This is a genomic window from Pseudomonas sp. GG8 (assembly GCF_052976945.1).
Window position 1 is genome coordinate 4,994,193 of sequence record NZ_JBRIIP010000001.1, and the last position, 16,909, is coordinate 5,011,101.

Annotated in this window: 9 protein-coding genes; 5 read left to right on the plus strand and 4 right to left on the minus strand. The window is 58.5% G+C overall.

From position 1 onward, the window contains the following. The first annotated feature begins 18 nt into the window (after positions 1 to 18). Positions 19 to 303 (plus strand): hypothetical protein, encoded by a 285-nt coding sequence (locus ACVBEG_RS23630; RefSeq protein ID WP_257604449.1) that lies wholly within the window; start codon positions 19 to 21, stop codon positions 301 to 303. A gap of 121 nt (positions 304 to 424) precedes the next feature. Here the strand turns inward: ACVBEG_RS23630 and ACVBEG_RS23635 are convergent, their stop codons facing one another. Continuing rightward, complete coding sequence (locus tag ACVBEG_RS23635; protein WP_322218823.1) at positions 425 to 1,918, minus strand: YdgA family protein; 1,494 nt, start codon at positions 1,916 to 1,918, stop codon at positions 425 to 427. A gap of 112 nt (positions 1,919 to 2,030) precedes the next feature. Here ACVBEG_RS23635 and ACVBEG_RS23640 point away from each other — a divergent pair, with 112 nt between their 5' ends. The 4 genes from ACVBEG_RS23640 (at position 2,031) to ACVBEG_RS23655 (ending at position 6,933) form a co-directional block, all read left to right on the plus strand. Continuing rightward, positions 2,031 to 2,717, plus strand: a complete 687-nt coding sequence (locus ACVBEG_RS23640) for an HAD-IA family hydrolase (RefSeq protein ID WP_322177240.1) — start codon at positions 2,031 to 2,033, stop codon at positions 2,715 to 2,717. A 337-nt stretch (positions 2,718 to 3,054) separates the two neighbouring features. Then, a complete protein-coding gene (locus ACVBEG_RS23645) occupies positions 3,055 to 4,545 on the plus strand; it encodes an OmpA family protein (protein ID WP_323569261.1) in 1,491 nt (496 codons plus the stop codon). Between the two features lie 22 nt (positions 4,546 to 4,567). Next, entirely contained in the window at positions 4,568 to 6,100 is a 1,533-nt protein-coding gene (locus tag ACVBEG_RS23650) for a hypothetical protein (RefSeq protein WP_322177238.1), read from the plus strand. Further along, positions 6,100 to 6,933, plus strand: coding sequence for a hypothetical protein (locus tag ACVBEG_RS23655; protein WP_322177237.1), 834 nt, complete (start codon positions 6,100 to 6,102; stop codon positions 6,931 to 6,933). The genes ACVBEG_RS23650 and ACVBEG_RS23655 overlap by 1 nt, the downstream gene beginning before the upstream one ends. Before the next feature lie 349 nt (positions 6,934 to 7,282). Here ACVBEG_RS23655 and ACVBEG_RS23660 read toward each other — a convergent pair whose 3' ends face one another. The 3 genes from ACVBEG_RS23660 to ACVBEG_RS23670 all read right to left on the minus strand — a co-directional run bounded on the left by ACVBEG_RS23660 (position 7,283) and on the right by ACVBEG_RS23670 (position 16,670). Then, positions 7,283 to 8,776 carry a TolC family protein gene (locus ACVBEG_RS23660; protein ID WP_322177236.1) on the minus strand — a complete coding sequence of 498 codons (1,494 nt, stop codon included), beginning with the start codon at positions 8,774 to 8,776 and terminating at the stop codon, positions 7,283 to 7,285. Between the two features lie 36 nt (positions 8,777 to 8,812). Then, positions 8,813 to 15,784 carry an Ig-like domain-containing protein gene (locus tag ACVBEG_RS23665; protein ID WP_447108353.1) on the minus strand — a complete coding sequence of 2,324 codons (6,972 nt, stop codon included), beginning with the start codon at positions 15,782 to 15,784 and terminating at the stop codon, positions 8,813 to 8,815. Between the two features lie 64 nt (positions 15,785 to 15,848). Further along, positions 15,849 to 16,670, minus strand: a complete 822-nt coding sequence (locus ACVBEG_RS23670; protein WP_447108354.1) for a sulfotransferase family protein — start codon at positions 16,668 to 16,670, stop codon at positions 15,849 to 15,851. Positions 16,671 to 16,909 lie beyond the last annotated feature (239 nt).

The following is a 16,909-nucleotide window of genomic DNA, read 5'->3' on the forward strand; positions in this document are numbered from 1 at the left end:
TGCGAAGGAGATTTACCGATGGTTACTCACTACAGGCTCGCCGGGCACATCGCCTGCGGCCGCCACGGCGACAACATCATCTCCACCACTGAGCTTGGACGTGTGAAGTGTCGCAACTGCCGTAACACCGATGCCTTCAAAGAGGCGAGGAAAACCGTGCGAAACGCAGCACGCAGAGCTGCGAGGAAAGCAAGGACTGCTCATGCATCGAGCGACTGGCGTGCCTCTTGGCAACAGCGGCTCACGGATATGCCCGGACCGCAGCGACTCCCTCGAGGGTTTCATGGTCAGCCCTTCGTCTAACCCTATGGAATGGCATACATCGGAGCGCTGATCTCGTCGGCATCGCTGACAGTAAACATGCAGAAAAAGGGCGAGTTTATTTTCGATAAATAAACTCGCCCCTCTTTGCTGACTCGGTGACTTACTGATCCGTTGTGCTCAGCCCGCCAAGTCTGCTCGTCACCATGCTGAAGAACTGCTGCACGGTCATTTTCTGGCCGTTGAAGTCAACGATGTCGTTGGCATAGTGAAGGTCCGAGACAACGTTCTCGCCCTCGACCTTGGCCAACTGGGTCATCACCGCCATGCCGCTGACCATGTCGCTCGCGCCCTGCGCCTGTTCAGCGATCGCTTTGGGGTCGGTCAGACCGTTGAGGCTCGCTTGCAGACTGGCGACATCCTTGATCATGGGTTGAGACAGCAGCAATTTGGCGTTCAGTTCGCCGATCATTTTTCTGCCCACTTCTGCAGGCGGTTGATCGAGCGGCCCGGGATTTTTCAGGTCCACCGCAAGGCTGAAGTGGCTTTCGCCGTTGGCGGTCTTGAGCGATATTTTTTCCAGTTCGATGTGCGGCTTGGCGTTCAGCAGTTTCGCCAGGTCGGCATTCATTTTTGCCTGATCGGCATCGCTCAGCTTCAACTTGAACGGTATACCGGCCTGCGCGGCAGCCTGTTGTTGAGGCTGGACTTTCTCCTGGAAGAAATGGAGCAGTGCTTGTGTAGACGCTACGTCGAAGTTGCCGAACTTCCACAGCATCTGCGAGGCGCCAATGTCCTTGCCGTTGTAGTTGATCATGCCGATGTCATAGGTCACTTGAGCCGACAGGTTGCTGTCTGCCTCTTGCATCAAGCTGGTGTTCACAAAGTCTTTGAACAGCACCGGAGGCTTGTCCCCGATCTGGAACAACGCGCTGGCCACTTTGAGGTTGCTATGCCCAAGATAGAAACCCGAGGCGCCTTTGGTGCCACCGGTGTCGAAGGTCACGCCGTGGAGTTCAACACTCACAGGGCCCTGTTCCGAGGCTACGTTGAGTTGCAGGTTGTCCATATTCCCGGTGATCTTGAGCTTCTCTGCATCGGCACTGGCCGCCACAGCGAGGTCGAGGCCGGAGAACTTGAACATGCCGTCTTTGTCATTGATATCCAATGGCAGCAATTGCAGGGTGCCTTCGGTAGCGCGGTCGTAGCCGATGCTCGCACTGCCTTTGAGCGGCGCGGCACCATTAGTCATGGCAAACCACTTTTCGGAAAAAGCGTTTTTCTCGATTTCATAATTGCTGGAAGCCATGACCGGCAGCAGCTTCAACGACCTCAGTCGCGAAAAAGGCAACGGGCCGTGCTCAATGTTATCCACGAACAACAGCTCGATCTTTTCGTTGTTTTTGCCCAGGCTTTTGCTTTGAACATTCACACGATAGTGCGCAGTGCTGGTGAACAGATGGCGCTCGAGCGACACCAGCTCGACGCTCATGCTGTCGTCGGTTCCGCTAAAAGACGACTTGAACTGTCGGTTGGCGTTGTCGATCGAATCGCGCAAAACACCATCCAGTTGAGTCCCGGTGTACCACGCCCCAGCGGTGCCCAGTGCCGCCACCGCAATGACGACGCCTACTGCAACGTTTGCTGATTTGCTCATCTTCCGCCCCACTTCGCTGTCCATAATCGACCGAGATTATCATCCGCCGCTAGCCACGGTCTTCCCTCAGACGGTAGGCTGATGTTCGAATTTGAAAACGGGATCAAACGAGATGAGTGAGCAACGCACCGTTTTTGGCCCGATCAAGGCCGTTATTTTCGATATGGATGGCTTGTTGTTGGATACCGAGGGTATCTACACCGAAGTCACTCATATTATTGCCAGTCGTTACGGTCGGACGTTTGACTGGACGATCAAGCAGAACACCATCGGCCGTGGGGCGCGGGATTTCGCCGGTTACGTGATCGGCGCGCTGGAGTTGCCGCTGTCCATCGATGAGTTTCTGACCACTCGCGAACCCATGCTGGATGAGCGCTTCCCACGTTCACCCGCAATGCCAGGCGCCGAGGCATTGGTCCGGCATTTGGCCGCGCACAATATCCCCATCGCCGTGGGCACCAGCTCGTCGATCCACTACTTCAAGGCCAAAACCACCCTGCATCGGGCATGGTTCGAGCTGTTCGACACCGTGGTAACGGCTGACGACTCGGAAGTGGGCGCCGCCAAACCCGCACCGGATATCTTCCTGGTCGCCGCCCGCCGCCTGGGCGTTGCCCCAAAGGACTGCCTGGTGTTCGAAGACTCGCCCTTCGGCGTGACGGCCGCCAAGGCTGCGGGCATGTCCGCCGTGGCCGTGCCGGACGCCCATATGCCAATCGAGCAATACGTTCACGCCGATCTGCGCCTTGAGTCGCTGTTGGATTTCCCGCTTGAAGCATGGGGGTTGCCGGCGTTCTGATGCGCAGCCCCTTGCGTCTGCGAGCGTCTGCGGCCACCCCTCGAACGTGTTTCTGGCAGGCATCGATTGCGGGGCAACTTCGTTGCCCCGGCTTCAATGAAAGTGGCCGCCGACTGTTTTATTGACATCGAAATGCTACTACTATCCCCCGACATTTTGTAACACCCGTCAAAGCACGCACTCTCGGATGCGACGCCAGCCTGATTAACCGTCGGGCCGCCTACTCTGGCATGGTGGCGTTCGTTGTGTGATGACACGGGATAGCAACGCGTTTTGCGTGGTATGGCATACCGACAAGTCTGTCAGGTGCCAAGGACAAAAAAGGAATCAGCAAGGGATGTTGAACTCAAGGAATGTGCGCCCGACAGCACTGGCTATGGCCATTGCTCTCGGTGTAACCGGTTGCGCCAGCGTCGATAACCAATTGGGCGGAATGGATAAGACCTCAGCATGCGTGGCTGGCGGCATGTTGGGTGCCGTGCTGGGCGCGGGTGTGGCGGTTGCCCTGGGCAAGAACGCTGCGGGCGGTGCGATTGCCGGTGCCGCTGTCGGATGCGGTGCAACGTTGGCGTATCAGGCACGCGTCAAGCGTCTGCAGGCGATTGCCACCGAGGAAGGCATGAGCATGCAGATCAAGGAGCTTGCAACGGCCCAGGCTCCCACTGCAGGTAAAAGCGCCCCCCAATTGCAACCCGTGGGCATAGAGGCGCAGGTGCAGGACAGTGCAATGTTTGCCACCGGCTCTGCCGTGCTGACCGCCAATGGGGAACGTCAGTTGCGCAAGATGGCTGCGGTACTTGCGGAAGGCCAGAGCGGAACACAAACGGCGCCGAAGAAAATCCTGGTAGTGGGCCATACCGACTCCACCGGCAACGCCGAGCTCAACCAGCGACTCTCGGAACAACGTGCCCGCGCCGTGAGCACAATCCTCGCCCAGGCCGGTTTGCAGCCCGCAGACATCTATTACCAGGGTGCCGGTGCCTCGCGACCTGTGGCGGCCAACATCACGACCGAAGGTCGGGCGCAAAACCGTCGAGTGGAATTGACCCAGGTCGATAACCAGCAACTGTTGGTTGCCCGCGTACGCGCCGAGCGCAACAACCCCAAATACCTGGAACACGGCACCCGGACCAGCCCGGCGGCAACAGCTGCCAGTGCACCGGTCAAAACACCGACCCTGAGCAAAGCCGACAAAGCCGAGTCCTCGCCCGCGACAGCCCAACCTGCGCCTTCCACAGGCATTCCGGTTCAGGGCAAAGGTGGTATCGATTTTGGCGGCCATCAGGTCGTCAGTATGGAGTCGGCACTGGCGCGCGGTATCGAGCCCAAGAAATCGGTATTCAGCGTTATCTCTCCGGCCTACGCCTCGGCTCCGGTAGGTTCCTGCGTCGCCGATATGCCACGTATGGCGGGCGAAGTAAAAAACCTGGCCACTGATCGAGCGCTGGTGGATATCGCCACCACTGACTACCTGCCTGGGATGAACGGTCGCCCTTGGGGCCAGGCCATCAACGGGCATGTCGCCTTGGTCGGGCCAGTCGCCATTCTCAAAGAAGATGCGACGGTGGCAGTACAGCCGTTCATGCAATTCATCCCTGACTACAAGACTTCAAAAAAGCAGTCGGAAAAGATTCAGTCGATTGCCAATACCTTCGACGGTGAAACCAAGGTGCTGTACCGGGTTTTCGCAGTCGATGCATCGAAGTCGCCGGTGTCCTGCATGGACATCGTGTTCGACAAAAGAACAGGCGCCGCGACAGCCGGGGAACTGTTCTATCCAAAACAAGGCGAGGCTTTCGTCGCTGAATTCGAGCCGGTTCGTCGCTAACCAGATGAAATAGGGAAATAACATGCTGCAGACAATTCAGGCGTTCTTCATCGCCTACTGGTACATCGTTGTGCCTCTCCTGGCGACGCTCTTTCTCATGATTCCGGTGGTCATCTACTGGAACAAAGTGCGTTACGGCTTAATGCTGGCCCGGCACAACGTCCCGCTGTTCGGGAAGATCAAACATTGGGTCAATCATCCGGGCGAACAGAACCCGAAAACCCACTTCCTCGACGCCGAAACCCAGCTGTGCAGCGCCTACTACCACTACTACGAGGGCCATGTAAAAAATGGTCAGTTCTTTCAGAAGTGCGAAGACTATCTGATGAAAGTCAGCGAGGATCACCGCATCGAAAAAAGCATGTGGCTGTGGATGCTGGTGATCATGCTGATGGTGATCGAAGCCTCTGCGTTCGGTTACGCGTTGTCGCCATACGCCATGACACTCGCCACGCCCAACACCGCGCTGGCGGGTGCGTTTGGTATTGGTCTGGTCATTTCGATCATCGCCTTGCTGCTGTCTGAGCTGACCGGTCGCCAGTTGTACCTGAACCACATGGTCGGCCAGATCATGGCCTACGCCACCATGCGCAAGAAAGGTGAGGAAGGCGACTTCATCAAAAAAGACCGGCTTAATATCGACAAAACCTACGATGATAATGACCGCCCGGCGTACCAGCAGATGCTCAACCGCATCAAGGTCAACTACAGCAAGCAAACGCCAGCCAAGTCCTTCGGCATCACTGTCGCCTATGGCGTTTTCATCCTGATTCTGGCGGTTGCAGCCTTCTGGGTGCGGGCTGAAACTCTGCAGGCCCAAGAGGCCGAGTTGATCGCCAACCCTCCGGCCATCAGTGCTTCGGCCGATGACTTCCCGTCCTCGAATGACTTCCCGATCACCGACGACATGAAGTCGCTGGGCAACGATTCGAAAACCAAAAGCGCTCAGGACCAGATTGATTCGATGCACCGCGCGTCGATGATCACTTTCGGCGTGCTCAGCGCACTGTTCGTGTTCATTCAGTTCACCAGCACTTACCTGGCGTACTCCCGAGGTTTTGTTGGCAGCAAATCGAAAGAGGCCTGGGAGCAGACCGTCGGTTTTGCCAACGCCGATGAATATGTGGCCTATCACCGCCGCCTCGTAAGCTCCATTGCGGTTGACGCACAACAGGCACTGAGCACGCTGCAAGCGCTGCTGTCGGCCCAGTTCCATATCTCTGGCACTGATCACAGCGAGAAGGAATCGAACAAACACGCGCGGACCTTTGAGCGCTTCATCGAAAACAAAAGGTCCGAAAACCTGTCGGCCATCCCTGACCCCATCGCGGCCGAAACACGGCAAGCCGCTGTGGTGACCTCCGCGGTCGATGTCACGCCAGAACCCATTGCACACGTCTCCACCAAGACGGCCGGTTTCGACCCGCACGCCTGGGGCAAGCTGACCGGCTATGAGGAGGAAGACCTAGCCTATGTCGCGGGCAAAAAAGGCGTGGACGAAACGCTGATCCGCCGTGCTTACAAACTCCAGATGCTGGACGAGCAGGAAAGCTGATGATGATCAAAACACTGATCGCTGTGCTGGCCTTTGTCCCGCTAATAGCATGGGGCGCTGAGCGCAACGACGTGCCCAGCTGCTATGAGCAAAGCAAGTTGACCGAGTTCAAGGCGCCCTCTTCGGGGCGCTTGTTGACGGTTATCATCGACCAGACCACGCCGCTGACCAAGGAGCTGCAGCAAACCGCCTGGAGCCACATCAAGCGGTTCATTCAGCCTGGGGACAAGCTGCGGCTTTACAGCTTCAGCGCCTACCTGGAAGGGCACTACACCCGACTGCAATTCTCCGGAACCCTGGAAAATCCGTTGCAAGACAGTGTCATTGGCGATGTGCCGATGATGCCTGCGCGCAAACTGGGCAACTGTCTGAAAGCTCAACCGCAGGTGCTCTGGCAGAACTTCGGCAAGGCATTCGCAGCGACCATGGGCACCTCCAGCACGGACATTCCGCGCAGTGAGATCCTGTTCAGCTTGCGGGAAATTTCCGCCGATTTGCGCAACGCCAAAGACGCCAACGAACAGGTCATTTTCTTGATGTCCGACATGCTCGAATACAGCGACTTCGGCAGTTTCTATGCGGCTAATCGGATACGCGATATCAACCCCGCAGCCGAGTTGGCCAAGGTCGAAAAGCAGAATTTGTTTGCCGACTTCGCGGGAGCCCGCGTCTATGTTCACGGTGCTGCGTTCGTCCCTCAAGACAACAAGAACGGCTACCGCTCCGGCAAACTGATCCAGAACTTGCAAAGCTTCTGGACGGGTTACTTCGAACGCTCGCATGCCGAACTCAAAGGCTTCGGTACACCCGAGCTGACTGCGGTCGTGGAATAGTTACAACAGGCTGCAACGGCTAATGATGAATGGCCGTTGCGCCGACCTTGTTGCACTTTCCTGCCCCGATTTCGGTCAAAAAATAGAACGCTGCGAGCATCGAAAAAACCACACCCCTCGCACTACTCCTTCGCATCGCCCGGAAAAAAATCGCTAATCCTATGATCAGTATGATTTTTCCGGACTATCAATATCAGCGATGACCACGTCGGTACAAACCGTGTGAGCTAACACCTTATGCAGGTTCTTTCAGCCCGGCTTTTGCCGGGCTTAATTTTGGGCGATGGAAAAGCGCAGCGTTCAAACGCGCCGACAGAGCGCCTGTCAGGCGACGTCGAACGCATCCCACTCATGGCGTCGAGATCTTACCCTGCGCCCAGCCGTCTTCACGCGTAGCCAACGCGCTGGCAATGGATTTTATTTCCGTCGATTCCAACGTCACTGGCAGCGGATCAAGGCCGGCACTGGCGAAGATTTGCCCATAGGCGTTGCGCAAGTCAGCGTAGGACAAGTCACGGCGCAAATCGGCTTGCAGAGTATTGAGTTCACCCTGAATCAAATCGAGTTCGCCAATGCTGTTGGCCTTATAGCGATTGCGCAGTTGGCCGACAATCTGCCCGTCGAGTTTCGACAATTGCTGGCTGGTCTTGAACTGACGCAGGGCCTCTTGGTAATTGGCGTTGGCAACATACAACTGCGCCAGAATCGCAATCGACATGGCCTGCCGACGAGCTGAAGCCACGGATTCCCCTGCCTTGGCAACGTTGATGGCGGCGGGCGCCGAAATCACGTTGAACAGGTTCCAGGTCACCTTGACGCCGTAATCAGCCCAGCTCTGGTTGACCAGAAAGGAGTTGCTGTCGTAATGCCCGCCAGCAGAGAACTCAAGCCCCGGCAACATGCGCAGCATGGCTTTACGGGTTTCTGCAGCGCTGATGCGCGTCTGATAATCCTGTTCGCGCAGTTCAGGACGGCTGGCCAAGGCCTCGTCCTCCAAACGAGAAAGGCCCACTTTCAGCACGGGGACCTCGTAATCACTTTGCGCTGCCAGCTTCAGATCGGAACCCAATGGCAGATTGATCAGGGTTGCGAGCTCGGTTTTGGCCAAGGATAAAGCGCGGCGCTGGTCTTCCAGTTGCCGGGTCGCTTCGATCAGGGCGCGCTGATAGCTCAGGGCCTGAACCGGGTCACCCACGCGCTGGTCGCTCATGGCCTCGCTGTTGGTCTGGGCCTTTTCGACGCGCGCCATCAGACTGTCGATTTGCGTGAGCAACCGTTCAGCAGCCAGAGCACGCCAGTAAGCAGAACGCACGTCCTGGACGATAGTGTTAACCACCTTGCGCCGACGCTCCTGCACGATCAGGCGCTGATCGCCCTGTTGCTTGGCACTGATGTAGCTGACACCAAAATCGAGCACGTTCCAGACCATGGTCAAGTCGGCAACCCGGCGGTCGCGGTCCTGGGAGGTCGAGGGTTCCAACGACTGGGTTCCGGTCTGGATACTTTGGCTGCTGGAGGCTCCGACGTTATTACGCCCGGCGTAACCGGCACTCATCGCCATGCGTGGCAGCATGTCAAAGCTGGCCAGATCGACCTGACGCTGAGCCATGGCCTCTTCCATGACTTTAAGGCGGGCTTCGAGGTTATATTTCACCGCGCGAGCCATCGCCTCATGCAAGGTCAGCGGACCATTGAGCGGCTCCTGATCCTTGTACATATCGACCAGATCACTCTTGGCGCGCTGCTCGCTTTCACTTCGATCGATCGGCTTACTGGTGACCGCACAACCACTCACAATCAACGCCAGCAAGCTGACGCTGAACAACTTCTGAGCCTTATTCATCCCTAACCCCTAGTACGGCAAACAGCTTCTTTATAGTCAGGCCTGCGCTTCACTCGCGCCGATCTGCACAAGCGCCAACGTCAATTCGCGAATCTGGCGTTGCTCGTTTTCTTTGAGTTGATGCAATTGCTGGCTCAGTGTCGGCGCGCCAAAAATTCCGCGCACCCCTTCGCCTGCATTTTTGCTACTGCTGTTCCATTGCTTACCGTCGAACACGTTCAGCGGCGAAACATCAGGCACCGAGTCCCGACCAAATACCCCGGAAATCGTGCTAGTACCGAACACTCCACCGTCGCCCCCGCCAGCACCATGAAAGCCACTGGTTACGCTGCCCGTGCTGTCGCTGCTACCGAAAACCTGGGCAATATAACTTGGCGCCAGCGCCTGATTATTGATGAAGATGTTGCCTAGGGCCGGTACATCGCTGCCCAGGGTCGGCGACTGAAACAGCGAGTTGAAGGCCAACGGTGAGCCGAGATTGCCGGGCGGCGCAGCGAACACGTTCGGTTGCAGCGCCACGTTGGACACGCCCGGAAGCGCAGCTGGCGTAATACTGGTGCGGAATTCCGGGTCACCGGTCATGGAAATACTGTTGATGCCAAAGCTATTGGAGTTTGTACTGCCGGTGCCAGCATTGCCTGCCAGGTCCGTCACGCCGAGGGTGTTCAGGCTGACCAGATTGCTGGCGACGTTGATATTGGCCGTCGGCGTCAGGGTGGCAGTCCAGGTCTGGCCGCCATCGTGGCTGGACAAGTTCGACAGCGTGCCATTAGTGGCGCTCAGGTCGGACAGATCGAAACCACTCACGGCCTCGCTGAAGGTGATGGTCACCTGCGACGTCTGTCCTGCGGTCAACGCCGAACTGGCGACCACAACACTGGCGGTAGGCCGCTGGGTGTCGACGGCGTAGTTGTTCGAGTCGGTACTGCCCACTCCGGCGTTGCCTGCCAGGTCACTGACGCCGCTATTGTTCAGGGTGATCCGGTTACTGGCGCCGGTGATGTTACCGGTCGGGGTGAACGCTGCGGTCCAAGTCATGCCACCATCGCGGCTGCTGACGTTGCTCAGGGAACCGTTAGCTACCGTGAGATCACTGTTGTCGAACCCGCTGACCGCCTCGCTGAAGGTGATGGTCACCAGCGAGGTTTCGCCGATGTTCAGGGCGTTGTCCGCCACCACGATGGTTGCGGTCGGGCGCACCGTATCGATGGTGAAGTTGTTCGAGTCGGTCACGCCGACCCCACTGTTGCCCGAAGCGTTGGTCACACCCCGATTGTCCAGGCTGATCAGGTTGGTACTGTCCGTCACGTCAACCGTTGGTATGAAGGTCGCGGTCCAGGTAATGCCGCCGTCGCTGCTGCTGACGTTGCTCAAGGAGCCATTGGCAATGGTCAGATCGGCGTTGGTGAAACCGCTCACCGCTTCGCTGAAGGTGATGGTCACCCCTGAGGTTTCGCCGGCCTTGAGGGCGTTATCTGCCACCACGATGGTCGCGGTCGGAACCTGGGTTTCCACCACATAGTTGGCGGAGTCGGTGGTGCCCACACCCGCATTGCCAGCCAGGTCTGAGACGCCAGTGTTATTCAGGGTGATGACGTTGGTGGTATCAGTCAGGCCCATGGTCGGGGTGAACGTAGCGGTCCAGGTGATGCCGCCGTCGCTGCTGTTCACCGTACTTAAAGTGCCGTTGGCGATGGTCAGATCACTGTTGTCGAAGCCGCTCACCGCCTCGCTGAAGGTGATGGTTGCCAGCGAGGTTTCCCCTGCTCTCAGGAGCGTATCGCTCAACACAATAGTCGCTGTCGGGCGTTGGCTGTCGACGGCGTAATTGTTGGAGTCGGTGGTGCCGCTGCCCATATTGCCGGACAGATCCTGAACGCCGGCATTGCCCAGCCGGACGATGTTGCTGGTGTCGGTGATGCCGGCTAACGGCGTCAATGTGGCGGTCCAGGTAATGCCGCCATAGCTGCTGGTGACATTGCTCAGGGTGGCGTTATCGATGGTCAGGTCGCTGTTATCGAACCCGCTCACCGCCTCACTGAAGGTGATAGTGACCTGCGTGGTCTGGCCGACGCCCAAGGCAGGGTCGGTCACCACGATGGTTGCGGTTGGACGCGCCGTATCGATGGCAAAGTTGTTGGAGTCGGTGGTGCCACTGCCGGTATTGCCTGAGGCGTTCTGCACACCGCTGTTGTCCAGGCTGATCAGGTTGCTGCTGTCGGTGATGGCGTTGGTTGGCGTGAACGTCGCCGTCCAGGTGATACCGCCGTCGCTGCTGGTCACGGCGGTCAATGTGCCGTTGCTGATCGTCAGGTCGGCGTTGCTGAAGCCGGTCACGGCTTCGCTGAAGGTGATGGTCACCAGCGAGGTTTCGCCGATGTTCAGGGCGTTGTCCGCCACCACGATGGTTGCGGTCGGGCGCACCGTATCGATGGTAAAGTTGCCCGAATTGGTGATGCCGGTGCCGGCGTTATTGGCCAGGTCCGTATAGCCCGCGTTGTTCAGGCTGATCAGGTTGGTGGTGTCGTGAACGTTGCTGGTCGGGGTGAAAGTCCCGGTCCAGGTGATGCCGCCGTCGCTGCTGCTCACCGCGCTCAGGGTACCATTGGGCACGCTCAGATCGCTGTTGTCGAACCCGGTCACCGCCTCGCTGAAGGTGATGGTCACCAGCGCGGTCTGCCCGGCCGCCAGGGTCGGGTTGGCGACCACGATGGTCGCCGTCGGGCGCACGCTGTCGACGTCGTAAGTGTTCGAGTTGGTGGTGCCAGAGCCGGCGTTGCCAGCACCATCGGCCACGCCACTGTTGTCCAGGACAATGAGATTGTTGCCCTGGGTGATACCCGCCGCTGGCGTCAGGGTCGCGGTATAGGTGATGTTGTCGCTGGTGCTCAGGCTGCTCACGGTACCGTTGTCGATCGTCAGGTCGGCCAGGCTGAAACCGGTCACCGCCTCGCTGAAGGTGATGGTCACCAGGGATGTACCGCCGATGCCCAGATGATCGGTCGCGACCACGACAGTGGCCGTCGGACGCTGGGTGTCGATGACATAGTTGTTGGAAACGCTGCTGCCGCTGCCGACATTGCCCGAAACGGCCGCCTGGACCCCAGTGTTGTCCAGGGTGATCTGGTTGGTGGCATCGGTGATGCTCGCCGACGGGGTGAACGTGGCGGTCCAGGTAATGCCGCCGTCGCTGCTGCTCACCGCGCCCAGGGTGCCGTTGGTAATCGACAGATCGGCATTGCTGAACCCGGTCACCGCCTCGTTGAAGGTAATGGTCACCAGCGAGGTGTCGCCGATTTTCAGAGACGGGTTCGCCATCACGATGGTCGCCGAGGGCAACACGGTGTCGATGCTGAAGTTCGCCGAGTTAGAGGTGCCTGCGCCAGCGTTGCCAGCGATGTCAGCGATACGGGTATTGGTCAGGGTGATGGCGTTGGTCGCGCTGCTGGTATTGGTGCCCGGAGTGAAAGTCGCGGTCCAGGTGATACCGCCATCGCCGGTGCTCAAGCCACTCAGGCTACCTTGACTCACACTCAGGTCGGCCAGGGTGAAGCCGGTCACCGCTTCGCTGAAGGTGATGGTCACCAACGAGGTTTCGCCGGCCGTGAGCGCAGGATCGGCGACAACAATGGTCGCGGTCGGACGCTGGGTATCGATGGCGTAGTTGTTGGAGTTGGTGCTGCCGGTCCCGGCGTTGCCGCTGGTGTCGCTATAGCCGGTATTGTCCAGGGTGATGACGTTGCTGGCGTTTGTGATGCTCGCCGTCGGGGTGAAGTTCGCGGTCCAGGTGATGCCACCGTCGCTGCTGCTCACCGCGCTCAAGGTGCCGTTGGCGATCGTCAGGTCGGCGTTGCTGAAACCGACCACGGCTTCCGAGAAGGTAATGGTCACCAGCGAGGTCTGGCCAATGATCAGGGAGTGGTTCGCAACCACCACAGTCGCGGTCGGACGCACGCCGTCGATGACCACGTTGTTCGACGTGGTAGTGCCGCTGCCGGCGTTGCCCGCCGTATCCTGGACCCCAGTGTTGTCCAGGGTGATGTGGTTGCTCGCGCTGACGATACTCGCTGTCGGGGTGAAGGTCGCGGTCCAGGTGATGCCGCCGTCGCTGCTGCTCACCGCGCTCAGAGTGCCATTGGAGACTGTCAGGTCGGCGTTGGTGAAACCGGTCACGACTTCGCTGAAGGTGATGGTCACCAACGACGTTTGGCCGATACCCAGGTTGGTGTTGGCGAACAAGACGGTCGCGTTCGGCCGCTGGGTGTCGACGGCGTAGGTATTGGAGTAGGTGGTGCTGGCGTTGGTATTACCAGCAGCATCGACCACGCTGCTGCTGCTCAGGGTAATCACGTTGATTGTATTGCTCACCCCGCTGTTTGGGGTGAACGTCGCGGTCCAGGTGATGTTATCGCTCGTTGTCAGCCCGCTGAGCACACCATTGACAACCGTCAGGTCGGCTGCGGTGAACCCGCTGACCGCTTCGCTGAAAGTGATGGTCACCGGTGAAGTTTCGCCGATGCTCAGCGCCGTGTCGGCCACCACAATGGTCGCGGTCGGCCGCACGGTATCGATGGCGTAGTTGTTGGAAACAGCCAGCCCGACACCGGCATTTCCCGCCGTATCGGTATAGCCGGTGTTGTCCAGGGTCATCGTGTTGCTGGCAGTGGTAATGCCATTGGTCGGAGTGAGGGTCGCGGTCCAGGTCTTGCTGTCGCTGGTAGTCAGGGCGCTCAGGGTGCCGTTGGTGACGCTCATGTCGGTGCTGGTGAAACCGCTAACCGCTTCGCTGAAGGAAATGGTCACCGTGGACGTTCCACCCACGTTCAGCGCAGGGTTCGAGACAACGACAGTCGCCATCGGCCGCACGGTGTCGATGGCGTAGTTATTGGATGTGATGATGCCAGCCCCTGCATACCCTCCGACCAGCACGCCTGTGTTATCGAGCGTAACAACGTTGGTGCTGTCCGTGATTGCTGCCGTCGGGGTCAGGGTCGCGATCCAGGTCTTGCCTCCGTCGTTGGAACTGATCGCGCTAAGCGTGCCGTTAGCAATGGTCAGGTCAGCGTTGGTGAAGTCGGTCACCGCCTCGCTGAAGGTGATGGTCACCTGTGACGTTTCGCCCACTTTCAAGGTATTGCTGGCGACCACTATGTTGGCGGACAAATAGTTAGGGTCGAGCGTGCCACCGTCATTGAATATCCCGTTGACGGAGGCCTGGTTAGCGCCGCTACCATAAGAGTAGGAAGTTCCGGCAATACCGCTCGCGCCTGCGTTACTGCTGATGGCCGCAACGTTAGCGGCGGTAATCAGTAATGTGCCTTTGTTCCATATCGCGCCGACGCCCTCACCGCCATCACCGCCGATGGCACCCGAATTATAACCGCCGCCTCCGCCTCCTCCACCAGCCCCCAGGTTGTTGGAGATGACCGAGGTACCGACAATTTTCAAGATGCCGGTACGGGCATTATAGATACCACCCGTTGCGTTCCCACCATTACCACCTTTAACATTATAGCCGGCGCCACCGCCGCCGCCGCCAATAGACAGGCTGCCGTTACTCGCCGTGCCACCTGCCGAGCCGCCCCCGAAACCAAAGGGACTGTTCGCTCCTGAACCTCCCACGCTAGAACCACCAGCGCCGCCGATACTACTTGAATACCAGGAAGGGGCACCACCTCGGCCTCCGAGGTTGCTGGTCCCTGACACGCCCGCGTAGCTACGGTTGCCGTAGGAGCCACTGCCACCGTTACCGCCTTTCCCGCCCCCGATACCGCCACCACCGCCACCGCCACCGACAGCAGTCCAATAGTAGTTGCCGCCCCCGCCCCCGCCCCCGCCCGATGCTGCGTTTCCGGTCACCGTGACGTTATGCAGGGTCAGATCACCTGCGTTTGAAATCCCGCCGCCCATTGATGCCGTAGCGGCAATGCCTACGCCAGCGTTCGAGCCATTACCGGCCACCAGCCCTTTAGTGACAATCAGGCCATCCAGGGTCACCGTCGCGCCTGTAGTCACCTCAATGACACGACTTTTGTATTGACCATCCAGCGTTACGTCGGCAACGCCATCGTTGTTCAGGTCGCCATCGATGGTGATTTTTTTGCTGATGAGTAGTTCCGCACTGAGCTGAATGGTGCGCCCGGTGTCGAAGGTGATGATGTCTCCATCCACCGCATGACTCAGCGCATAACGCAATGAGAGTGGGTCGAGGACGTCGTCCGACGAGTCCTTCACCGTCAAGGTTTGAAGCCCCCACTGATAATCAGCCATGGCCTGTTGCGACAGCACGTTATGGCTCTCGATCACCCCAGTGGCAATTTCCAGCGTCCAATCGCCACCCACACCCGTGCGGTTGGTGGACGCGGCAATGTCACGCCCGGTCAATTGCGCCAGCGAGTCGACGAAGGCCATGCCGCTTGCGCCCTCGGCGGTGTTGCAGGCGTAGATCGAAATATCGCCGCCAGTGTTCATGTCCTTGCCAATCTCGGCCAACACGGCGCTGCGTGCGGCCAGGTTATCGGCGGAAATGTAGCTATTGCCCAACCACAGGTCGCCCGCGTTGCCGTGTGCCAGAATCTCCACCGAGCTCACGCCATGATGCTGGTCCAGGTAATCGGCGATTTGCTGCAAGCCATCTTTGGTAGCGTCGAGCTGGACCACCTGGGTACCGGCCGAGACGCCTTTGAGCAGGCTGTCGGAATCCTTGACCCGCGAATCGACGAACACCACGGTCTGCCCGGGGATGGCAGGCGGTGTCGGTGTCGGCGTTGCGGCCGTATCGGTCTGGGGATGGCTATCGTTGCTGGTAGCATGATCGGTCGCCGCCGCTGGCTTGGCGGCGTCCGTGGTGGCATGGCTGTCGGCGTGAGCGGTGTCCGCAACCGTCGCGGCGACCGCACCGTCGAACAGCATTCGCGGCTCAAGCGACATGATCAATGGCGCAGCCAAAGCTTTCGCCCGTGGCGCTACCTGTCTTGCACTCGACGACTTAGCTTTATTCCACCACATGAGGCTCACCTGCGCTCGACACTCAGACTCTCAAACGAATGACCGCTATCAGTTGATAACGACTTCAGTTTTTTATACGGATGACGTTGGCGGCACTGGACCGACCATCGTTCCAAAAGGACAACTCTGCGTACTTCTCGAAAATATCTGGCGGCAGGATCGTGCGCCGCTGTGTCATCTCGACCTTGCGTCTTACTTTGTGCAGACCACTCATGCCGAGACCTTGATCGAACTCCGGCGCGTCATAGACCAGGTTCTCGAAGTCATGTTCGAACCAAGGCTCGCCGATAAAGTCGTAGACCAAGCGCATGACCAACTCGGGGGCCTGACTCAGCAGGTCGTAGTCGACGATCAACACCGAGTCGGCTTGCTCACCGTAATAGGCTTCTTTAAGCGCGGACCAGGCGAACCCTACCAAGCGGTTGCGTTGAGCCAGGGTTTCGACGCGGCTCTCAACGGTATTGCGCTCACTCGCATCGGAAAACAACTTGGTGTGCTCGAACGGATTAGCGCGGTACAACCGCTCGATGCTATCCATCACCCAGGCAACGTTACGCACACAGGCAATGGTCTTGGCCTGGGGGAACAGTTCTTTGAGCGCAGGTAAACGTGCACACCATTGGCGGTTGGTGTCGAAGATAACGGGCTTGTCGGCTTTATCGGCGTAGTAGGAATCGAACAACCCACGCAGCAGGCGCTGGCGCATGCCGGTGTCAATAACCGAGCCAAATTCACTGCCAGCGCTGCACTGTTCGAGCACGCCGGAAAACAGCGATCCGAGTGGGCTGGTCATACCGGCGTGGAATTTTGGGTTTTGCAGAAGGATGGCGGAGAGCAGGGTAGACCCGGAACGCGGCAAGCCTGAAATAAAATGAAAACCTGCCAATCTCTTCACCCACTACGGAAGTCCATTTGTAAGGGAAGATTACTGGATCGCCGAGTTTACAACTAGTGTTGTTTTGATATTGCCGAGTACTTTTTCAGGATGGAAACCCCCGTAAATACAGGCTTATGCGGCATTTTTCTGACGACAGAAAAACACATAGGCCGCCCCTCGGTAGCAACCTGAAAGAATAGTGCTTTATAACAGCATGCCGATGGCATTTGGCGGCAAAGTGCTCTCGC